Annotated in this window: 20 protein-coding genes and 1 pseudogene; 11 read left to right on the plus strand and 10 right to left on the minus strand. The window is 69.9% G+C overall.

Annotated elements, in window-relative coordinates; translation table 11 throughout:
• Positions 1-31: 31 nt before the first annotated feature.
• From OG435_RS22905 to OG435_RS22920, 4 genes are all read left to right on the plus strand, one after another.
• The gene (locus OG435_RS22905) at positions 32-412 is read left to right on the plus strand and encodes a phage holin family protein (protein ID WP_250738594.1); all 381 of its coding nucleotides are present in this window, start codon (positions 32-34) and stop codon (positions 410-412) included.
• Positions 413-418: 6 nt separating this feature from the next.
• Positions 419-916 carry a low molecular weight protein-tyrosine-phosphatase gene (locus tag OG435_RS22910; RefSeq protein ID WP_266879236.1) on the plus strand — a complete coding sequence of 166 codons (498 nt, stop codon included), beginning with the start codon at positions 419-421 and terminating at the stop codon, positions 914-916.
• The gene (locus OG435_RS22915; protein WP_266879238.1) at positions 913-2,076 is read left to right on the plus strand and encodes a cystathionine gamma-lyase; all 1,164 of its coding nucleotides are present in this window, start codon (positions 913-915) and stop codon (positions 2,074-2,076) included. Before OG435_RS22910 ends, OG435_RS22915 begins: the two co-directional genes overlap by 4 nt.
• A 118-nt stretch (positions 2,077-2,194) precedes the next feature.
• A complete protein-coding gene (locus tag OG435_RS22920) occupies positions 2,195-2,674 on the plus strand; it encodes an NUDIX domain-containing protein (RefSeq protein ID WP_214947426.1) in 480 nt (159 codons plus the stop codon).
• A gap of 26 nt (positions 2,675-2,700) precedes the next feature.
• On the opposite strand, the gene OG435_RS22925 is transcribed toward OG435_RS22920, so the two are convergent.
• Together OG435_RS22925 and OG435_RS22930 are read right to left on the minus strand one after the other, a co-directional pair.
• Complete coding sequence (locus OG435_RS22925; RefSeq protein ID WP_430625772.1) at positions 2,701-3,987, minus strand: globin domain-containing protein; 1,287 nt, start codon at positions 3,985-3,987, stop codon at positions 2,701-2,703.
• A 58-nt stretch (positions 3,988-4,045) separates the two neighbouring features.
• Positions 4,046-4,696, minus strand: coding sequence for an HAD family hydrolase (locus OG435_RS22930; protein ID WP_266879243.1), 651 nt, complete (start codon positions 4,694-4,696; stop codon positions 4,046-4,048).
• 149 nt (positions 4,697-4,845) lie between these two features.
• On the opposite strand from OG435_RS22930, the gene OG435_RS22935 reads away from it, so the two are divergent.
• From OG435_RS22935 to OG435_RS22945, 3 genes and pseudogenes are all read left to right on the plus strand, one after another.
• On the plus strand, positions 4,846-5,733 hold the full coding sequence (locus tag OG435_RS22935; protein ID WP_266879245.1) for a GNAT family N-acetyltransferase: 888 nt from the start codon (positions 4,846-4,848) through the stop codon (positions 5,731-5,733).
• A 17-nt stretch (positions 5,734-5,750) separates the two neighbouring features.
• Positions 5,751-6,215, plus strand: coding sequence for a GNAT family N-acetyltransferase (locus tag OG435_RS22940; protein ID WP_266879246.1), 465 nt, complete (start codon positions 5,751-5,753; stop codon positions 6,213-6,215).
• 53 nt (positions 6,216-6,268) lie between these two features.
• A pseudogene (locus tag OG435_RS22945) lies at positions 6,269-7,442 on the plus strand (winged helix DNA-binding domain-containing protein).
• A 14-nt stretch (positions 7,443-7,456) separates the two neighbouring features.
• Here the strand turns inward: OG435_RS22945 and OG435_RS22950 are convergent.
• Both OG435_RS22950 and dnaB read right to left on the minus strand, forming a co-directional pair.
• The gene (locus OG435_RS22950) at positions 7,457-8,842 is read right to left on the minus strand and encodes a serine hydrolase domain-containing protein (protein ID WP_266879248.1); all 1,386 of its coding nucleotides are present in this window, start codon (positions 8,840-8,842) and stop codon (positions 7,457-7,459) included.
• 10 nt (positions 8,843-8,852) lie between these two features.
• Entirely contained in the window at positions 8,853-10,316 is a 1,464-nt protein-coding gene (gene dnaB, locus OG435_RS22955; protein ID WP_266882008.1) for a replicative DNA helicase, read from the minus strand.
• A gap of 452 nt (positions 10,317-10,768) precedes the next feature.
• On the opposite strand from dnaB, the gene OG435_RS22960 reads away from it, so the two are divergent.
• Positions 10,769-12,106, plus strand: coding sequence for an MATE family efflux transporter (locus tag OG435_RS22960; protein ID WP_266879250.1), 1,338 nt, complete (start codon positions 10,769-10,771; stop codon positions 12,104-12,106).
• Between the two features lie 122 nt (positions 12,107-12,228).
• On the opposite strand, the gene rplI is transcribed toward OG435_RS22960, so the two are convergent.
• The 4 genes from rplI to rpsF form a co-directional block, all read right to left on the minus strand.
• Positions 12,229-12,675: a 50S ribosomal protein L9 gene (gene rplI, locus OG435_RS22965; RefSeq protein WP_243331152.1), complete on the minus strand. Its 447-nt coding sequence runs from the start codon at positions 12,673-12,675 to the stop codon at positions 12,229-12,231.
• An 18-nt stretch (positions 12,676-12,693) separates the two neighbouring features.
• Positions 12,694-12,930 (minus strand): 30S ribosomal protein S18, encoded by a 237-nt coding sequence (gene rpsR, locus OG435_RS22970; protein ID WP_005315025.1) that lies wholly within the window; start codon positions 12,928-12,930, stop codon positions 12,694-12,696.
• Positions 12,931-12,973: 43 nt separating this feature from the next.
• Positions 12,974-13,576, minus strand: coding sequence for a single-stranded DNA-binding protein (locus tag OG435_RS22975; RefSeq protein ID WP_243331151.1), 603 nt, complete (start codon positions 13,574-13,576; stop codon positions 12,974-12,976).
• 72 nt (positions 13,577-13,648) lie between these two features.
• Entirely contained in the window at positions 13,649-13,939 is a 291-nt protein-coding gene (gene rpsF / locus OG435_RS22980) for a 30S ribosomal protein S6 (RefSeq protein WP_015034882.1), read from the minus strand.
• Positions 13,940-14,187: 248 nt separating this feature from the next.
• Here rpsF and OG435_RS22985 point away from each other — a divergent pair, with 248 nt between their 5' ends.
• The 3 genes from OG435_RS22985 to OG435_RS22995 all read left to right on the plus strand — a co-directional run bounded on the left by OG435_RS22985 (position 14,188) and on the right by OG435_RS22995 (position 16,845).
• Positions 14,188-14,499 carry a hypothetical protein gene (locus OG435_RS22985; RefSeq protein ID WP_266879255.1) on the plus strand — a complete coding sequence of 104 codons (312 nt, stop codon included), beginning with the start codon at positions 14,188-14,190 and terminating at the stop codon, positions 14,497-14,499.
• A gap of 128 nt (positions 14,500-14,627) precedes the next feature.
• Positions 14,628-15,746, plus strand: a complete 1,119-nt coding sequence (locus OG435_RS22990) for a lipid II:glycine glycyltransferase FemX (protein ID WP_266879257.1) — start codon at positions 14,628-14,630, stop codon at positions 15,744-15,746.
• 67 nt (positions 15,747-15,813) lie between these two features.
• A complete protein-coding gene (locus tag OG435_RS22995; RefSeq protein WP_266879258.1) occupies positions 15,814-16,845 on the plus strand; it encodes an alanine racemase in 1,032 nt (343 codons plus the stop codon).
• 1 nt (position 16,846) lies between these two features.
• Here the strand turns inward: OG435_RS22995 and OG435_RS23000 are convergent, their stop codons facing one another.
• Positions 16,847-18,307, minus strand: a complete 1,461-nt coding sequence (locus OG435_RS23000; protein ID WP_266879260.1) for a glycosyltransferase family 87 protein — start codon at positions 18,305-18,307, stop codon at positions 16,847-16,849.
• A 103-nt stretch (positions 18,308-18,410) separates the two neighbouring features.
• Positions 18,411-20,960, minus strand: coding sequence for a transglycosylase domain-containing protein (locus OG435_RS23005; RefSeq protein ID WP_266879262.1), 2,550 nt, complete (start codon positions 20,958-20,960; stop codon positions 18,411-18,413).
• Positions 20,961-21,086 lie beyond the last annotated feature (126 nt).

The following is a 21,086-nucleotide window of genomic DNA, read 5'->3' on the forward strand; positions in this document are numbered from 1 at the left end:
CACCGGGACCATCTCTGCAACGATCAGACACATGACGAATTTCGTAGTCAAGACCCTCGCCAACGCGGCAGCCCTGGGCGTCGCCATCTGGCTCGTCTCGGGCATCACGCTGGACGACGGCAGCAGCACGGGCCGTCAAGCGCTCTCCCTGATCCTGGTCGCGCTGATCTTCGGCCTGGTCAACCTCATCGTCAAGCCCGTGGTGAAGCTGCTCTCGCTGCCGCTGTTCGTCCTCACCCTCGGCCTGTTCACCATCGTGGTGAACGCGGCGATGCTGCTGCTGACCTCGTGGCTGGCCAAGCAGTTCGACCTCAGCTTCCACGTCGACAACTTCTTCTGGTCGGCGATCGCCGGCGCCCTGATCGTCTCCATCGTCTCCTGGGCCCTGAACATGGTCCTCGACAGGGACTGAAGCCGAGTGCCCAAGTACCGCGTGTGCTTCGTCTGCACCGGCAACATCTGCCGCTCGCCCATGGCCGAGTCGGTCTTCCGCTCCCACGTGGCCGACGCCGGGCTCTCGGACCTGGTCGAGGTCGACAGCGCCGGCACCGGCGGGTGGCACGAGGGGGACGGGGCCGACCCGCGCACCGTGGCCGTCCTGGAGGCGGCCGGATACGAGCCGGGCCACCGGGCCCGGCAGTTCCGGTCCTCCTGGTTCGCCGGCCTCGACCTCGTCATCGCGCTCGACGCCGGGCACCTGCGCGACCTGAGGGCACTCGCCCCCACCCCCGAGGACGCCGCCAAGGTCCGGCTGCTGCGTTCCTACGACCCGGCCTCCTCCTCCGCCCAGACCGACGTACCCGACCCCTACTACGGCTCCCTCGACGGATTCGAGGAGTGCCTGCACCTGGTCGAGGCCGCGAGCCCAGGCCTGCTGGCCGCCGTAAGAGAAGCCGTGAAGGAGCACACCCCATGAGCGCCCCCGACCCCGTGTCGCCGAGGGAGGAACGGCTCGGCGACGGCACCGTCGCCGTCCGCGCCGGTCTGCCGGAGCCCGTCAAGAACGAGCCTCCGCTGCCGGGCCCCGTGTTCGCCGCCCACTTCCACCTGCCCGGCGACGTCGAGGGCCCCTACGCCTACGCCCGCGACACCAACCCCACCTGGACCCTGCTGGAGCGGGCCATCGGGGAGCTGGAGGCCCCCGGCCTGGACGGGACCGACACGGTCGTCTTCGCCTCCGGCATGGCCGCGGTGTCCGCCGTGCTCCTCTCCCAGGCACGCGCCGGCGACACCGTCGTCCTGCCGGACGACGGCTACCAGGTGCTGCCCCTCGTCCGGGAACAGCTGGAGACGTACGGGGTCCACGTGCGCACCGCCCCCACCGGCGAGGACGCACAGCTCCAGGTCCTCGACGGAGCCCGGCTGCTGTGGCTGGAGACCCCGTCCAACCCGGGGCTCGACGTCTGCGACGTACGGCGCCTCGTGGACGCGGCGCACGCCGGCGGAACCCTCGTCGCCGTCGACAACACCCTCGCGACCCCGCTCGGCCAGCGCCCCCTCGAACTGGGCGCCGACTTCTCGGTGGCCAGTGGCACCAAGGGGCTGACCGGCCACGGCGACCTGCTGCTCGGTTACGTCGTCTGCCGCGACGCCGAGCTCGCGGCGGGCATCCGCCGCTGGCGCAAGGTGGTCGGCGCGATCCCCGGCCCCATGGAGGCCTGGCTCGCCCACCGGTCCCTGTCCACCATCCAGCTGCGCGCCCAGCGCCAGTGGGCCAACGCGCTCGCGGTCGCGGAGGCCCTCGCCGACCGCGCCGATGTCACCGGGCTGCGCTACCCGGGCCTGCCGTCGGACCCGTCCCACAAGACGGCCGCGCGCCAGATGAGGGGCTTCGGCTCCGTGGTCTCCTTCACCCTGGCCGACCGCGCGCACGCGGAACGGTTCATGACGGCCCTGCGGCTCGTCGAGGACGCCACCAGTTTCGGCGGGGTGCGGTCCACGGCGGAGCGCCGCCGGCGGTGGGGCGGCGACGACGTTCCCGAGGGCTTCATCCGCTTCTCCGCAGGGGCCGAGGACACCGAGGACCTGGTCGCGGACGTGCTGCGGGCACTGGACCTGGCGGCCTCCAGGAGCTGACGGGCCGGCCGGAGGCGGTCCGAGCACGCCCTGGGGCGGCTCGGCCCGCCCGGTTCCCCGCCCGGCGGGTTTCACCCGGACGCGTTTCAGAAGCGGAAGTCTGGGCCACTCTTCTCCCATGACCGAACGTCCAGTGGTCAAACGCACCGCCCGCGCGATCCTGCTCGACGGTGACGACCTGATCCTCATCAAGCGGACCAAACCCGGCGTCGACCCGTACTGGCTCACCCCCGGCGGGGGCGTGGAGCCCTCGGACCTGACCGTCGTCGACGCCCTCCACCGAGAGCTCCACGAGGAACTCGGCGCGAAGATCACCGATGTCGTGCCCTGCTTCGTCGACACCGTCGAGCACATCGCCGACAGAGGAGTGACCGGCGTCAAGGTGCAGCACTTCTTCGTCTGCCATCTCGAATCCATGGACCCCAGCCAGCGACACGGCCCCGAGATCGACGAGCCCGAGGGCGAGTACGAGATCGTCCGAGTGCCCTTCAGCCGCGTCGGCATCGCCGCGGTGCACCTCGTCCCGCTGTCCCTGCGCCACTACCTCGACGGCAACATCGAGGGCGTGCGCGCGATGCACGCCCCCGACCTGGGCTGACCCACCGCACGCGGGCGCCGCCGGAATCAGCCGGCGACGCCCGCCAGTTCCTCCACCTCGTCGTGCCAGATCCGCTCGTCGGGGATCCCGATCCTCTTGAGCGCGTCCACCCCGCTGCGGATCATCGCGGCCGGGCCCGAAACGAAGGCGTCGTACGAACTCCAGGGCCCGTGGGTGGCGACGGCCTGCGGGAGTTGCCCGGCGAGGCCCTCGTCGCAGACCACCGGGCGCACCGACAGCCAGGGGTGCGAGCGCTGCAGCCCCAGCAGCGTGTCCTTGTCGTACAGGTCGTCATCGCTGCGCGCCCCGAAGAACACCTCCACCGGACGCCGCTCCCCGTGCTCGGCCACGTCCTCGATCAGCGCCTTGATCGGGGCGATGCCCGTGCCCCCACCCAGACACAGCATGCCGTTGTCGGTGCTGTGGTCGACCACCATCGACCCCGCCGGGGGACCGAGCCTCAGCACGTCGCCGGGCCGGGCGTGCCGGACGAGCGCGTTGGAGACCCAGCCCGCCGGAACGGCCTTGACGTGGAAGGACAGCAGTCCGTCCGCGCGCGGGGCCGAGGCGAAGGAGTAGTGCCGCCAGATCCGCGGCCACCACGGGGTCTCCAGGCTCGTGTATTGGCCCGCGAGGAAGGGGTAGGGCTGGTCGGGGCGGACGGTGATCACCGCGATGTCGGACGTGCGCAGATCGTGGGAGACCACCTCCGCGTGCCACCACGGCGGCGCCTTGGGCTCGTCCTCGGCCGCCGCATCGATCATGATCTGGGAGATCGCGGTGTACGCCCGGACCCACGCGGCCTCGGTCTCCGGCCCCCAGGTGTCCTGCGCGTACTTGGCCAGCGCCCCGATCAGGGCCTCGCCCACCGGCGGATAGTGCTCGGGCCGGGTTCCGTACTTGCGGTGCCCCGTGCCCAGCCGGCGCAGATAGGCGGTGAGCACCTCGGGGTTGTCGATGTGCTCGGCGGCCGTCAGCAGCGCCTTCAGCAACCGGTCCCGCTGTACGTCCATCGCGGCGGGGAACAGCCCCCGCAGATCGGGATGTCCGGTGAACACCACGGCGTAGAAGTAGGAGGTCACCTTGTCGGCGACGGGTGCGATCTCCGCGAGGGTCCGGCGGATGAGGACGGCATCGGGGGAAGGCTCGGGGGAGGGCTCGGGCTCACCGTCCCCGGACGGTATCCGGGACGGCCCCCGTCTTGCCGATCTGGTGGGCGGAGCGTCCATGCGGTGCCTCGCTTCGAGCATCTCGGTAGGTCTGCACGCGCCACGGCCTTCGAATCCGTGGTTCCGGGTTTCACAGCGTGCCAGTCCGCCCCAGAGCCTGCGGGGAAATGCGGGAAATCCGCGTTTCGAACCCACTTTCCCCTTAAGATGCCTCAACTCCCGTGCGCGCCACCCCTGTCAGCTGGTATGCCTCGCGCAGGTCCCGGCCCTCGTAGACGTGCGTCGCCCGCTCCACCAGGTAGGGCCGGGCATTCACCGCGACCGAGAGCGGGACCACCTCGAAGAGCGCCACGTCGGTGCTGGAGTCCCCGTACGCGACGCAGTCGGCCCGGGTGACACCGAACCGCGCGCACAGCTGGTCGGCAACCGTGACCTTCGCCTCCGGCGTCAGGATCCCGGCCACGTCCACGAGCCGGGTGAAGGGCACTTCCGGGAAGACCGAGCCGTGCGCGGCGTGCGCGCCCCACTCCAGCAGGAGCTCCACGAAGAAGGACGGCGACAGCGAGATCACCGCGCAGTAGTCCCCGCGCTCCCGGATCTCCTGCCAGACCTCCCGGATCCCCGACAGCCACGGGGACCCGTCGAACGCCGCCCGGACATGGGCCGGAGTCAGGTCCGTCCAGAGCTGCTGCACCGCCAGTGCGAACTGGTGCGGCTGGAGCTGCCGCGCGACGAAGGCCCGCTCCAGCTCGGCGATCTCGCTGGAGAGCCCGAGCTGCCGGGAGATCTCGACCGGTGAGGCCGAACCGTACATCAGCGTCCCGTCGAGGTCGAACAGGTGGAGGAGGGTCATGGCCAATGAGGCTAGTACGTCGGTTTCACGTGAAACAGTGGGTTGCGGACCGGGTTGCGGACCGAGTTGCGGACACGTCGATGTTTCACGTGAAACATCGACCCCAAATCCCCTGGACCCGGCCCGGTTCGATGAACCACTCTGAGGCCGTGACACCACCCCATCTCACCGCCCTTCCCATCCGCGCACTGACCGTGGACGACCTCCGCCACTGCGCCGATCTCTCAGAAGACCGCGGCTGGCCCCGCGAGGACCACAAGTGGGGGCTGCTGCTCGCCGCCGGACACGGCTACGGCATCGACGCCCCCGACGGCCGGGGACTCGCCACGGTCTGCGTGGTCACCCGCTACGGGCCTCCACTGGCCGATCCGGAACTCGCCGCGATCGGCATGGTCCTGGTAGCCGAGCGCTACGCCCGACAGGGTCTGGGCCGGCGCCTGATGACGTACATCTGCGACGACGTCCTCAAGGGCATTCCGCTCACCCTGCACGCCACCCCGTACGGACGCCCCCTCTACGAGGAGCTCGGCTTCGAGACCACCGGCCGCGCCGAGATGCTCCTGGGCTCCTTCAGCCCGGATCCCGCCGGTCCCGCCCAGGACGCCTTCCGTGTCCGGCCCGCCGGCGCCGGGGACATCCCGCGGATCCTCCGGCTGGACGCCGAGGTCTTCGGCACGGACCGGACCCATCTGGTCACCCGGCTGCCGGCCTTCACGGACCTGCTGCTCGTCGCCGAGGACCCCTCGGGCGAGCTGATCGGCTACGGAGCCATCTGGCCGAACATGGACACCCATGTCATCGGACCGCTGGTCGCCCGGGACACCGGCACGGCCCAGACCCTCGTCACCGCCCTCGCGGCGAGCACCGACCGGGACCTGCGCACCGATGTCGACGTACGCCACGAAGAGCTGCTCGGCTGGCTCAAGGACCGCGGCCTCGGCTCCGTGGCCTTCAATGCCGTGATGACCCGGGACATCCCCGCTCCGCCCGGTGACTGGACCCGCCGCTGGGCCCCGATCACCGTCGCGGCCGGCTGAGCATGAAGCACCGGACCATGGCCGACAGCGCCTCCGGGCTGCGCATCCGTCCCGCCACCGCGGAGGACCTGCCCGCGATCGTCGCGATGCTCGCAGACGACCCGCTCGGCGCCACCCGGGAGTCCCCGGACGATCTCGCCCCGTATGCGGCGGCCCTCGAGCGGCTGACGAACGACCCCCACCAGCACGTGGTCGTCGCCGTCCGCGCCGACCGGGTCGTCGGCACCCTCCAGCTGACGATCGTCCCCGGACTCTCCCGCAAGGGGAGCACCCGTTCGATCATCGAGGGCGTGCGGGTGCATGCCGACGAGCGCGGCAGCGGGCTGGGCACCCAGTTCATCGAATGGGCGATCGAACAGTCCCGTGCCGAGAACTGCCAACTCGTCCAGCTCACCTCGGACGTGACCCGCACCGACGCCCACCGCTTCTACGAGCGGCTCGGCTTCACGGCTTCCCACGTCGGGTTCAAACTCCAGCTCTGAGCAGGCGGGTGTGGGCCGGGTCGCTGTCGGCGGCCCGGCCTACGATCGGGAGGATGAGCAGCCTTCCCCTCATCAGCACCGCCGAGCGCCGCCGCCGTATCGGCCGCCGGCACCGCCTCGCGCCGTCGGCCCGCGCCACGACCGTGCCCGAGGCCGCGGACGCCGTGATCGGCCTGCACGCCACCGATGCCTCGACGGTCTTCCTCTCGGCCCGGGCCCGGCTGAGCGAAGGCGGACCCGAGGTGGTCGAACGGGCCCTGTACGAGGAGGTGAGCCTCGTACGACTGCTCAGCATGCGCCGCACGCTCTTCGCCGTCTCCACCGCGCTCGCCCCCTACGTCGACTCCTCCACCGCGCGGGCCATCGCCGCGAAGGAGCGCCGGACCTTCCTCAAACGGCTCGCCGAGGACGGTCAGGGCCTCGATGCCGACTGGCTCGCCGCAGCGGAGACCGCCGCGCTCGACGCCTTGGACAGCCACGGCCCCTCCACCGGCAGCCAGCTCTCGGCAGCTGTACCGCTCCTGCGCCGGAAGGTCACCGTCGAGCGGGGCGGGAAGTACGAGGCGCAGGTGGGCGTCGCCACCCACGTCATCAGGCTGCTCTCCTGCGACGGCCGCATCCGCCGGGACCGTCCCCGGGGATCGTGGACTTCCAGCCAGTACCGCTGGGTCCACACCGAACCCTGGCCCTCCATGGCCCCGGTCGAGGCCCGCGCCGAGCTCGCCGGCCGCTGGCTCCGGTCCTACGGTCCGGCCACCGAGGCCGACCTCAAGTGGTGGACGGGCTGGACCCTGACGGACGTGCGCAAGGCCCTGGCCGCGGTTGGCCCCGACACGGTGCGGCTCGACGACGGCACGACCGCGCTCGTCAGCCCCGGCGACACCGGCTCCGAACCCGACCAGGAGCCCTGGGCCGCCCTGCTGCCCGCCCTCGACCCGAGTGCGATGGGGTGGGCGGACCGGGGCTTCCACCTCGACCCCGCCCACCGCCCGGCCCTCTTCGACTACGCCGGCAACATCGGCCCCACCGTGTGGTGGAACGGCCGGATCGTCGGCGGCTGGGCCCAGCGCAGACGGCGAGATCGTCCACCGGCTGCTGGGCGACCCCGGCGGCGAGGCCGAGCGGGCCATCGCGGCCGAGGCCGCCCGGCTCGCCGCTTGGGTGGGGGAGGCCCGCATCACCCCGCGCATGCGCACCCCGCTGGAGCGTGAACTCGTAGCGGGGTGAGGGCGGTCCGTCCGTCAGCCGATGCCCCGCCAGCCCTGCGGGTCCACTCCTCCGGGCACCGGGGACTGCGGGTCGTAGGGCTCGCGGGTGAACACGAACGAGCCGAGGTCCAGGTGGCTCACCGATCCGTCCGGCCGCCGTACGGCCCGCAGCGACTCACCCGCGTAATAGCCGCCCAGTCCCGTCCAGCTGCCGTCGGGCTCCGGCCGGAAACGCGCGGACCGGCCGCTGCCGCCCACCGGGCCCAGCTCCAGGAACCCGTCGTAGGTCAGCCGCACGGCCTGCGCCGACGTGCCCCAGTACCAGGGGCCGCACAGCTCCAGCGCGACGGGATCCGCCTCCCGCAGCGGTCGCCACGGTTCGGGGATCCGCGGCTCGGCCTCGGCGACGATGCCCACCAGTTCGGCTGCGAGGGTCGAAGCGGGCAGCCCCGAGGTGCAGTTGGCCAGTACCACCGCGGCCACGTCGTCCTCCTCGCTCAGCCACAGCCCGGCGACGAACCCGGGCAGCGATCCGCTGTGGCCCGCGAGCCGGCGCCCGCCGCTCTGCGTCAGCTGCATCCCGAGCCCGTATCCGAGCTCGGCGAGACCCGGCTCCGGGGGAGTGGCCGACGTCCGCATCTCCCGTACGGACTCGGCGCTCAGCACGCGCGCGTCGCCCCGTACGAGGAACGCGGCGAACTTCGCCAGATCGCCGGTGGTGGACCACAGCTGGCCGGCCGGGGCCATGAGCCCGAGGTCTTCCATGGGTTCCGGCATCATCACGTCGGCCCACGGGTGCACCGCCCAGCCTCCGGCGTGCGGGGCCACCGGCTGCGCGCTCGTACGCTCCAGCCCGAGCGGCTCCAGCACCTCGGCGCGGAGGGCTTCGTCCCACGACGTGCCTCGGACCGCTTCCACGAGCGAACCGAGCAGGGTGTAGCCGGGGTTGGAGTAGTGGTGGCGACGTCCGGGCTCGAAGCGGAAGGGGCGCTCGCCCAGGACGTCCGAGAGCTCCGGCCGCAAGGTGCCCGCCGTGCGCTCCCACCATTCGCCGGGCGTCTCCGCCGCCAGACCGGAGGTGTGGGACAGCAGTTGTCCCACCGTCACCTCGCCGACGCCCGTGCCGGGAAGGAACTTCTCGATCGGGTCGCCCAGTTCCAGGAGACCCTCGTCCCGGAGCCGCATCACGAGCACGGCGGTGAACGTCTTGGTGATCGAACCGATCCGGTACTGCACGTTTCCGTCGGGACCGTGGCCCTCGACCATGGTCCGGGACCCCTCCCAGACCACCTCTCCACCCCGCACCACGGCCGCCACCAGGGACGGGGACCGGCCTTCGCGCTGAGCGACCGCGATCCGGTGGTTCAGCGAGCGCCGGGTCGCGGGCAAGACGGCAAGATCGTTCAAAGCGGCATCCATGGTGCGGATGCTACGTGTTGGCCATGTCCACGAACCGCGAATAATGGCCCTGGAAGGCCACGGTGATGGTGGCCGTCGGACCGTTACGGTGCTTCGCCACGATCAGGTCCGCCTCACCCGCTCGGGGGGACTCCTTCTCGTACGCGTCCTCGCGGTGCAGCAGGATCACCATGTCGGCGTCCTGCTCGATCGAGCCGGACTCACGCAGGTCGGAGACCATCGGCTTCTTGTCGGTGCGCTGTTCGGGACCACGGTTCAGCTGGGACAGCGCGATCACCGGGACCTCCAGCTCCTTCGCCAGGAGCTTGAGGTTTCGGGACATGTCGGAGACCTCCTGCTGACGGCTCTCGGGCCGGCGCGAGCCGCCCGACTGCATCAGCTGGAGATAGTCGATGACGACGAGCGACAGGTCGCTGCGCTGCTTGAGCCGACGGCACTTCGCCCGGATCTCCATCATCGACAGGTTGGGGGAGTCGTCGATGTAGAGCGGGGCCGCGGAGACGTCCGGCATCCGGCGGGCCAGCCGGGTCCAGTCGTCGTCCGTCATCGTGCCGGAGCGCATGTGGTGCAGGGCCACCCTGGCCTCCGCCGAGAGCAGGCGCATCGCGATCTCGTTGCGCCCCATTTCGAGGGAGAAGATGACGCTGGGGAGGTTGGCCTTGATGGAGCAGGCACGCGCGAAGTCCAGCGCGAGCGTGGACTTACCCATGGCGGGGCGGGCCGCGATGACGATCATCTGGCCCGGGTGCAGACCGTTGGTCAGCGAGTCCAGGTCCGTGAAGCCGGTCGGGACGCCCGACATCTGGCCGCTGCGCGAACCGATCGCCTCGATCTCGTCGAGGGCGCCTTCCATGATGTCGCCGAGCGGCAGGTAGTCCTCGGAGGTCCGCTGCTCGGTGACGGCGTAGATCTCGGCCTGGGCGCTGTTGACGATCTCGTCGACGTCCCCGTCGGCGGCGTAGCCCATCTGCGTGATCTTCGTACCCGCGGCGACCAGCCGGCGCAGGACCGCCCGCTCGTGGACGATCTCCGCGTAGTACTCGGCGTTCGCCGCCGTGGGGACCGACTGGACCAGGGTGTGCAGGTAGGGGGCCCCGCCGACCTTGCTGATCTCGCCGCGCCGGGTCAGCTCGGCGCTGACGGTGATCGGGTCGGCCGGCTCTCCCTTGGCGTACAGGTCGAGGATGGCCTGGTAGATCGTCTCGTGCGACGGACGGTAGAAGTCGTGGCCCTTCAGCACCTCGACCACGTCGGCGATGGCGTCCTTGGACAGCAGCATGCCGCCCAGGACCGACTGCTCGGCGTCGAGGTCCTGGGGCGGGACCCGCTCGAAGCCGCCGCCACCGCCGTCCCAGGAGCCGCCCTCACGGCCCCGGTCGCTCTGTTCGTCCCCGCGGCCACGGCCTTCGCCGTTGCGGCGCGGACGGGCGGGCAGACGGTCACCTGGACCGCTGTCGGCCCAGGGGTCGTCCATGGGCTCGGACATGCTCACCGGGCCGCCTCCTCCCGTCCGCAACGCGGACCTTGCCGTGTCACTCTTTCTACGACACGGCTCTGACATTTGGGGCACCCGAATCGGCTCTCGGCGAGTCGGACAACGACCAACGGTAGGGCCGGGAGCGACGTCAGCCAATCTTGTTATCCACAGGCTGTGTGGATGAGGTGTGGATGACGGCGCCAATGCTGTGGGTAACTCTCCGGAAGCTGTGCACGGACCGGGGGACGGTGCTGTGGACAAAATCACCTGCCCCACCCACTTACCCATCATGACCTGGCATTTCTTCCTCCACCGGCTGTGGGGGAGAAAAATTTTCGCCACTGTCTCGAGATCGCCTCCAACGAGGTGGGACGAACGCTCGAATCGGCGCATCGGTAAGGCTCCCAGAGGGCTTGTGTCTATTACCTGTGGAAGATTAGATTGACCACATGAGACAGGCCCCCACCGCACCAAAGGCTGCCCCGAGACGGCACGACCGCGAGATCCTCGCACTCGCCGTCCCCGCCTTCGGCGCCCTCGTCGCCGAACCCCTCTTCGTGATGGCCGACAGTGCCATCGTGGGCCACCTCGGCACACCCCAGCTGGCCGGTCTCGGCATCGCCGCCGCACTGCTCACCACGGCCGTGAGCATCTTCGTCTTCCTCGCCTACGCCACCACCGCGGCCGTCGCACGCCGCGTCGGCGCGGGCGACCTCCAGGCCGCCATCCGGCAGGGCATGGACGGCATCTGGCTCGCCCTGCTCCTCGGTGCGGCCGTCGTCGCCGTCGTGCTCCCCACGGCGCCCACCCTGATCTCCTTCTTCGGGGCCTCCGACACCGTCGCCCCGTACGCGATCACCTACCTGCGAATCTCGGCCCTCGGCATCCCCGCGATGCTCATCGTCCTCGCCGCCACCGGCGTCATCCGCGGCCTCCAGGACACCCGTACCCCGCTCTACGTCGCGATCGGCGGCTTCGCCCTCAACGGAGGCCTGAACGTCGCCCTCGTCTACGGGGCCGGCCTCGGCATCGCCGGCTCCGCCTGGGGAACGGTGATCGCCCAGTGCGCCATGGCCGCCGCCTACCTGGTCGTGGTCGTCCGGGGCGCCCGCAGGCACGGCGCCTCCCTGAGGCCCGACGCCGAGGGCATCCGGGCCTGCGCGCAGGCCGGTGCGCCCCTGCTGGTCCGCACCCTGTCCCTGCGGGCCGTCCTGCTGATCGCGACGGCCGTGGCCGCACGTCTCGGGGACGCCGACATCGCCGCCCACCAGATCCTGCTCTCCCTGTGGAGCCTGCTCGCCTTCGCGCTCGACGCGATCGCGATCGCGGGGCAGGCCATCATCGGCCGGTACCTCGGCGCGGGCGACACCGAGGGGGCCAAGGCCACCTGCCGCCGCATGGCGCAGTGGGGGATCTCCTCCGGCATCGTCCTGGGCCTCCTCGTGATCGCGGCCCGACCGGTGTTCATCCCGCTCTTCACCAGCGATCCCGCCGTCGAGGACGCCCTGCTGCCGGCCCTGCTCGTGGTGGCCGTCTCGCAGCCCGTCTCCGGCATCGTCTTCATCCTCGACGGGGTTCTGATGGGCGCGGGCGACGGACGCTACCTGGCCTGGGCCATGCTCCTGACCCTCGCGGTCTTCACCCCGGCCGCCCTGCTCGTACCGATCCTGGGCGGCGGGTTGACGGCCCTCTGGTGCGCCATGACGCTGATGATGCTGGTCCGCATGGTCACCCTCCAGCTGCGCGCCCGCTCGGGCCGCTGGCTGGTCGCCGGCGCCACGCGATAGCCCGCAGGAGCCCCGAGGCGTTGTTTCACGTGAAACAACGCGGATGAGCCGGCTCATGTTTCACGTGAAACAACGAAGAAGGGCCGCACCCCCACAGGGGTGCGGCCCTTCATGCGCAGCCCTTAGGCGGCGACGACCTCGATGCCGACGGTCGCGGCCACGTCGGCGTGCAGACGCACGGAGACCTGGTACGAGCCGAGGGTCTTGATCGGGGAGCCCAGCTCCACGCGGCGCTTGTCGACCTTCGGGCCACCGGACGCCTCGATCGCCGTGGCGATGTCGGAGGGCGTGACGGAACCGAAGAGACGACCGGCGTCACCCGCGCGGGTGGCCAGACGGACCTTGACGTTCTCGAGCTTGGCCTTGAACTCGTTGGCCTGCTCGATCGTCGCGATCTCGTGGATCTTGCGGGCGCGGCGGATCTGCGCCACGTCCTTCTCGCCACCCTTGGTCCAGCGGATCGCGAAACCACGCGGGACCAGGTAGTTGCGAGCGTAACCGTCCTTGACGTCGACGACGTCGCCAGCGGTGCCGAGGCCAGAGACCTCGTGGGTCAGGATGATCTTCATTATTCGGTCACCCTTTCCTTATCGCGCGGTGGACGTGTAGGGCAGCAGTGCCATCTCACGGCTGTTCTTCACAGCCGTGGCGACGTCACGCTGGTGCTGCGTGCAGTTGCCGGTGACGCGGCGGGCACGGATCTTGCCACGGTCGGAAATGAACTTCCGCAGCATGTTCGTGTCCTTGTAGTCCACGTACGCGGTCTTGTCCTTGCAGAACGCGCAGACCTTCTTCTTAGGCTTGCGCACAGGCGGCTTCGCCATTGTGTCTCTCCTGTGAAATCAAGAAGTGGGGGTGCGAGCTGCCCTAGAAGGGCGGCTCGTCCGAGTAGCCACCGCCGGAGCCGCCGGAGCTTCCGCCCCAACCGCCACCGCCGCCGCCCTGCTGCTGGCCGCCGGCCGGCGCACTGGACGCCCAGGGGTCGTCGGAGGGAGCTCCGCCGCCCTGGGGGGCGCCGCCACTGGGGGCTCCGCCCCAGTTGCCACCGCCGCCGCCCTGCTGCTGACCGCCGCCACCGCCGCCGTACCCACCCTGGCCACCGCGACCAGTGGTCTTGGTGACCTTGGACGTGGCGTTCTTCAGGCTGGGGCCGACTTCCTCGACGTCCAGCTCGTAGACCGTGCGCTTGACACCCTCACGGTCCTCGTACGACCGCTGCTTCAGCCGGCCCTGCACGATGACGCGCATGCCCCGAGTAAGGGACTCGGCGACGTTCTCAGCCGCCTGGCGCCAGACCGAGCAGGTCAGGAACAGGCTTTCGCCGTCCTTCCACTCATTGGTCTGCTTGTCGAAGGTGCGGGGAGTGGACGCGACACGGAACTTCGCGACCGCCGCACCCGAGGGGGTGAAGCGCAGCTCGGGGTCGTCGACGAGATTGCCGACGACCGTGATGACGGTCTCGCCTGCCATGGATGAACCTCTCGGCGGGGATTGCTGCTGGGCTGCTGTGCTACTCGGTCCCGATTACCGCTGAACCGAAGTTCAGTGGGTCTCGGGGCGGAGGACCTTGGTCCGGAGAACCGACTCGTTCAGGTTCAGCTGTCGGTCAAGCTCCTTGACGACCGCAGGCTCGGCCTGGAGGTCGATGACCGAGTAGATGCCCTCGGGCTTCTTCTTGATCTCGTAAGCGAGACGACGACGGCCCCAGGTGTCGACCTTCTCGACCTTTCCGTTGCCCTCACGGACGACGGAAAGGAAGTTCTCGATCAGCGGGGAGACAGCGCGCTCCTCGAGATCGGGGTCGAGGATGACCATCACTTCGTAGTGACGCATGTGGAACCCACCTCCTTTGGACTCAGCGGCCACGGTCGTTCCGTGGCAGGAGGGTCGTGATGCGTGCGCACGGCATCTGCAGAGCAGACACCGCGCAGCTGTACAGACTACCTCCTCGACTCCTTCCGGTTGAAATCCGGCGCCAGGAGGCCACAATCTGTATGCATCGGGTGTTCTCGGTGCTAAGCCCCCGGCCTCGGCCGGTGGCGGCCCGCAGCACCGCTCTGCTGCAGCCAGGAGGCCTTCCCATGGCACAGGCAATGCAACGCCAGTCCATCTCGCTCTTCGCGACCGACGGCAAGCCCCATCCGCTCCAGGACACCCTGGTGGCGGTCACCCTGGTCCTCGGCGCCGTGGCGTTCATCACGGCGTTCTTCCACAATCTGCACCTGCTCAGCTCATGGACCGGGCTGATCGGGATCGCCACCGGGCTCTACGGCCAGTTCATCTCCGTCACGACACGCGAGCGCACAGCGCTGATCATCGGCCTCGGAGCCTCGGCGATCGGCTTCTTCCTCGGCATGGCGCACGGCGGTCTCTTCGGCGGCTGGCTGGGCTGACCGGGTGCTCCGCGACGGGGCGCCGGCCTCCCACCGGCCCAGGCACGGCCTGTCCCCCAGATGGGTGGCGCCCCCGTCGCAGTAGGCTTCGCGCCATAGCCAGCGAAGCCGCCGAGGAGACGCCCCGCATGAGCCTGTCCCTGAGGACCATCAGCCGAGAGCAACACCTGGGCTACCTCCAGAGCCTGCCCTCGGCTAGCCACTGCCAGGTCCCGGCGTGGGCCGACGTGAAGAACGAGTGGCGTTCCGAGAACCTCGGATGGTTCGACCAGTCCGGCGAACTCGTCGGCGCCGCACTCGTGTTGTACCGACAGCTGCCCAAGGTCAAGAGGTACCTCGCGTACCTCCCCGAGGGCCCCGTCATCAACTGGTACGCCCCCAACCTCGAGGAGTGGCTCCAGCCGATGCTGGCGCACCTCAAGCAGCAGGGCGCCTTCACCGTGAAGATGGGCCCGCCCGTCGTCATCCGCCGCTGGAACTCGACCGCCATCAAGGCCGGTATCCAGGACCCGGAGGTCAAGCGCCTGCGCGACGTGGAGGCCTCCGTCATCGAGCCCCGCGCCTTCGAGGTCTCCGACAAGCTGCGCCGTATGGGCTGGCAGCAGGCCGAGGACGGCGGCGCCGGCTTCGGCGACGTCCAGCCCCGGTACGTCTTCCAGGTCCCCCTCGCCAACCGCTCGCTGGACGACGTCCTCAAGGGCTTCAACCAGCTGTGGCGCCGCAACATCAAGAAGGCCGAGAAGGCCGGAGTCGAGGTAGTCCAGGGCGGCTACGACGACCTGCCGACCTGGCAGAAGCTGTACGAGGTCACGGCCGAGCGCGACAAGTTCCGCCCGCGCCCGCTCAGCTACTTCCAGCGCCAGTGGACGGCCCTCAACTCCGAGGACCCCAACCGGATGCGGCTGTACATCGCCACGCACGAGGGGGAGCCGCTGGCAGCCGCCACGATGCTCACCGTCGGCCAGCACGTCTGGTATTCGTACGGCGCCTCCGCCAACCACAAGCGCGAGGTCCGTCCGTCGAACGCGATGCAGTGGCGCATGCTGCGCGACTCCTACGCGCTCGGCGCAAGCGTCTACGACCTGCGCGGCATCAGTGACACCCTGGACGAGAACGACCACTTGTTCGGGCTGATCCAGTTCAAGGTCGGCACGGGCGGCGAGGCCGTCGAGTACGTCGGCGAGTGGGACTTCCCGCTCAACAAGCTGCTCCACAAGGCGCTCGACATCTACATGTCGCGTCGCTGACCCCGCCCCATCCACACACACCGCACCGCTGCACCACGCAGCTTTTCGAGAGAGGCTCCGGACGGGCATGGCGCTCACGCTCTACGTCGACACCGCGCGCTGGCGTGCGCACCAGAAGCAGATCCAGGACCAGTTCCCGGGGATGATCCCCGTCTGCAAGGGCAACGGCTACGGCTTCGGTCACGAGCGGCTCTGCGAGGAGGCGACCCGGATGGGCGCCGACGTCCTCGCGGTCGGCACCACGTACGAGGCCGCCAGCATCAAGGACTGGTTCGGGGGTGACCTGCTCGTCCTCACGCCGTTCCGGCGCGGCGAGGAGCCGGTGCCGCTGCCGGACCGGGTCATCCGCTCGGTGTCCTCGCTGGACGGGGTGCGCGGGCTGGTCGGCGCCCGCGTGGTCATCGAGTGCATGAGCTCGATGCGCCGGCACGGCATCTCCGAGCAGGAGCTCGGCCAGCTGCACTCGGCGATCGAGGACGTCCGGCTGGAGGGCTTCGCCCTGCACCTGCCGCTGGACCGCCCGGACGGCTCGGACGCCGTCGAGGAGGTCATCGGCTGGATGGACCGGCTGCGCGCGGCCCGGCTGCCGCTGCACACGATGTTCGTCAGCCACCTGAAGGCCTCGGAGCTGGCGCGGCTGCAGCAGCAGTTCCCGCAGACGCGCTTCCGGGCCCGCATCGGTACCCGGCTGTGGCTGGGCGACCACGAGGCGACCGAGTACCGCGGCGCGGTGCTCGACGTCACCCGCGTCGCCAAGGGCGACCGGTTCGGCTACCGGCAGCAGAAGGCCGCCTCCGACGGCTGGCTGGTCGTCGTCGCCGGCGGCACCTCGCACGGAGTCGGCCTGGAGGCCCCCAAGGCCCTGCACGGGGTGATGCCGCGCGCCAAGGGCGTCGCCCGCGCCGGACTCGCCACCGTCAACCGGAACCTGTCGCCGTTCGTGTGGGCGGGCAAGCAGCGCTGGTTCGCCGAGCCGCCGCACATGCAGGTGTCGATCCTGTTCGTGCCGTCGGACTCACCCGAGCCGAAGGTCGGCGAAGAGCTGGTGGCGCACCTGCGCCACACCACCACGCAGTTCGACCGGGTGCTCGACGCCTGAGTCACTCCCCGGGGCGTACGCCCCAGTCGACCCGCTGGCCCTCCGAAGGCGCCGCTTCCCGCGGCGCCTTCGTCGTCTGCGAGAACGTGAAGACGTCCTCCGCGCCGTCCAGGACGCCCCCCGAGGGGTCGTCCGAGCCGTCGCGCCGCACCACGTCCCGGTCGGGCAGCAGGATGTCGCGTACGACCACCGCGCACAGGTAGAGCGTGCACAGCAGGTGGGCCGCGATCGACAGCTGGTAGCCCTCCAGCGGCAGGCCCTGGTGCTTGTCGCCGCTGGTCGTGTAGGCGAGGTAGAACCAGATGCCCATGAAGTAGATGACCTCGCCGGTCTGCCAGATCAGGATGTCCCGCCAGCGCGGCCGGGCCAGTGCGGCGAGCGGGATGAGCCACAGCACGTACTGGGGCGAGTAGACCTTGTTGACCAGGATGAAGGCGGCCACCAGCAGGAAGGCCAGCTGGGCGAAGCGGGGGCGGCGGGGCGCGGTGAGCGTGAGCAGGCCGATGGCCGCGCACAGCAGCAGCGTCAGGCCCGTCGCGTAGGTGTTGGCATCTTCGAGCGGGTTCCCCGAGCGCTGGGAGATCAGCAGCCACACGGATCCGAAGTCGATCGGCCGCTCCTGGCTGAAGGTGTAGAACTTCTGCCAGCCCTCCCAGGCGAAGAGCATGACGGGCAGGTTCACCACGAGCCAGGAGGCCACGGTGCCGCCAACCGCCGGGCCGAAGGCACGCCACTTCCCGGCCCGCCAGCAGAGCACGAACACGGCCCCGAGCAGCAGCAGGGGATAGAACTTGGCCGCGGTGGCCAGGCCGAGCAGAACACCGAAGGCCAGCGGCCGGCTCCGCGACCACATGAGCATCGCGGCGGCGGTCAGGGCGATGGCCATCAGGTCCCAGTTGATGGTCGCGGTCAGCGCGAAACCGGGCGCGAGGGCGAAGAGCAGTGCGTCCCAAGGCCGTCGGCGGTGGGTACGGGCCACGCACACCGCGATCACGGCCGCGCAGACCATCAGCATGCCCGCGTTGACCATCCAGTACATCTGCTCGCGGTGCTGCATGGAGCCGCTGCCCGGGGTCATCCAGGAGGCGACCTTCATGAAGAGCCCGGTGAGCACGGGGTACTCCAGGAACTGCATGTCGCCGGGGATCCGGTCGAAGTACGGGACGAGGCCGTCGGCGAAGCCGCGTACGACGAAGAGGTGCGGGATGTCCGAGTAGCAGGCGTGGGTGTACTGGGAGCCCGCCCCGCGGAACCACGCCCAGTTGTAGCAGGGCAGCTTCTGCACCATGCCGAGTGCGAACATCCCCAGCGTCACGAGAACCACGACCCGTACGGGGTTCAGCCAATGGCCGCCCAGCCGGGCGTAGCGGCCCAGCGGGCCGCCGATGAGCTCGCTCCCCGCGGCGGCCACCTCGTCCTGCTGGGTGGGCAGTACGGGGCTGTCCTCGTGCACCTTCGTCATGCGCACATCCTGCCGTACGGCGCCGCCGTCTCCCATGGACAGCGTGCGAGAGGGCCGCCGCACTCGGTGCGACGGCCCTCCTCTGCCGTGTGGGGCGGCCCGGTCAGCCGCCCGTGGAGCCCCCTATCGGGAAGCCTCCGCTCCCGCCGTTCGTCGCGCCGCCCGGCCGGCCGCCGCCCGACTTGCTGGGCGAGGGCGAGGGTGACCGCGAGGAGCTGGGGCTGGGGTCCGGGTTGCAGATGGTCCACGGCTTGCAGGTCGGCTTGCCGCCGCGCGACGGGCTCGGGCTGGGGGACGGGCTCGGGGAGGGCGAGTTCGACGGGGACGGAGAGGGGGACGGCGACGGGGAGGGGGAGGGCGAGGGCGAAGGGGCGCCGGCGGCGTCCGCGACGATGCCGATGTCCTCGGCCTCCGGGAACTTCACCTTCGGGACGCCGTCCAGCGCCTCCTTCATGTACTTCGTCCAGATCTCGGCCGGGATGTCACCACCGTGGAGGGAGGGAATGCCCGCCACGCCCTCCATCGAGATCAGTTGCTTCTTCTTCGCGCTCGGGTCCGAGCGGAACAGCGCCACCGAGGTGGACAGCTCGGGGGTGTAGCCGACGAACCAGGCCGACATGTTCTCGTCGGTGGTACCGGTCTTGCCCGCGGCCGGCCGGCCGAGCTTCTTGGCCTTCGTACCGGTGCCGTTCTGGACGACGTTCTCCAGGACCTTGGTGATGTTGTCCGCGATCGAGTCGTCCATGGCCCGCTTGCCCTTGGGAGGACCGAAGTTCGGCAGCTCCTTGCCCGACTTCTGGACGCTGGTCACCGAGTACTGCTCGTGGTGGACGCCGGAGGCGGCGAAGGTGGCGTACGAGTTGGCCATCCGGATGGCGCTGGGGGTCGAGGTGCCTAGGGCGAAGGAGGCGTTGTCGTTCGGGTCGAAGGAGTCCGGCAGGATGCCGGTCGCCTCGGCGACCTGCTTCACCTTGTCGTGGCCGACGTCGAAAATGAGCTGGGCGAAGGGAACGTTGATGGACTTCTCCATCGCCTCGTTCAGGGTCACGTAGCCGTAGGCGGTCGGGCTCTCGTTCTTCTGCCGGAACGGCCTGCCGGACCCGTCACGCAACGGCTCGCCCGAACGGTTGTTGATCACCGTGAGGTCGTTCGCCTGGTACTTGCTGTCGGCCGAGATCCCCTTGCCCTTGGAGTTCTGGGTGCCGTACTCCATGGCCGCCGCCAGCACGAACGGCTTCCAGGTCGAGCCAACCTGGACACCGGAGGTGTTGGCGTTGTTGTTGAAGTGCTTCTTGTCGATGCCGGGACCGCCGTACAGGGCGACGAGGGCTCCGGTCTTCACGTCGACCGAGGCCGCGCCGAACTGCACGAAGGTGTCGGTCTTGGGCCGCTTCTTCTCGTCGAGCACCCCGTCGCGGGTGTTCTCGACGGCCTTGACCAGCGCGTCCACCTTCTCTTTTCTGAAGGTGGTGTGGATCTGGTATCCGCCCTTGGCCAGGTCCTCGGCCTTGATGCCCTTGCTCTTCGACAGGTACAGGTTGGCGGTGTCGACCAGGTAGCCGATCTGCCCCGTCATACCGGCGGCCTGAGCGGATTCGACGAAGGTGGGGAAGGTCGTGTACTTCTCCCGCTCGGCCTGCTGCATGCGCCCGACCTTGACCTCGCGGTTCAGGACCCAGGCCCAGCGGTCCTGGGCCCGCTTGGTGTTCAGTTCGGGCGTGGCCGCGGCGCCGATGCCGCCGTCGGGGTTGTAGAGGTTCGGGCCCTTGAGAACGGCCGCCAGGAAGGCGCTCTCGGAGGGGGTGAGCTCGTTGCAGTCCTTGCCGAAGTAGGCGCGCGCGGCCGCCTGGATCCCGTAGGCGTCGCGGCCGTAGTAGGCGGTGTTCAGATAGCCGGCGAGGATCACGTTCTTCTCCTCGCTGACACCCAGCTTTATCGAGATGAAGAGCTCCGTGACCTTTCGCTTGAGCGTCTGGTCCGAGTCCAGGTACTGGTTCTTCACGTACTGCTGGGTGATCGTGGAGCCGCCCTGGGTGGAGCCGCCCTTGGCCATGTTCCACACGGCGCGGGCGATGCCCATCGGGTCGACGCCCTTGTCCGACTCGAAAGACTCGTTCTCCGCCGCGATCACGGCGTTCTGCATGGACCGGGGGATCTTGTCGATGGGGACGATCTGGCGGTTGACGGAGCCGCCCGTCGCGACCATCTGGGAGCCGTCGGCCCAGTAGAAGACGTTGTTCTGCGCCTTGGCCGTCTTGTTCACATCGGGGGTGTCCACCGAAGCGATACCGATGCCGGCGCCCGCCGTGATGATCGCGAAGAAGCCCAGGGCCGTGCCGCTGACGAGCTTCCACGAGGGGACGAAGCGCTTCCAGCCGACCTTTTCCCCGCGCGGGTAGTTGATGAACCGCTTGGGACGGCCGGCGCCCGCGGCCGCGATGGCGCCCCGGCCCCGTCCTGCCGGAGCGCGGCCGACGGCTCTCCTGGCGTCCGCCCGGCTGCCGTGACCCGGCTGCTGCCCGTACGACCCGCTGGGTGACGCGGTGGGGACGTCTCGCCCGGCGCCCCTGGACGGGCGCTGCTGGGCAGCCCTACGGGCGGCGGCGCGGCCACCGCTCTGGGGCTGTTGCGGTTTGCGGCGGTGCTCGCTCATCGAACGACTACTCCTCGGGCAGGCGAGTGGCCTGGAAGCGGCAGGTGAGTTCCGGTCCCCCCGGTGTCTTGCCGCACAGACTACGCACGCCCAAAAGCCAATCAGTGCCGAAGTTCACCCCAAATC

It is taken from the genome of Streptomyces sp. NBC_01264 (assembly GCF_026340675.1).
GTDB lineage: Bacteria > Actinomycetota > Actinomycetes > Streptomycetales > Streptomycetaceae > Streptomyces.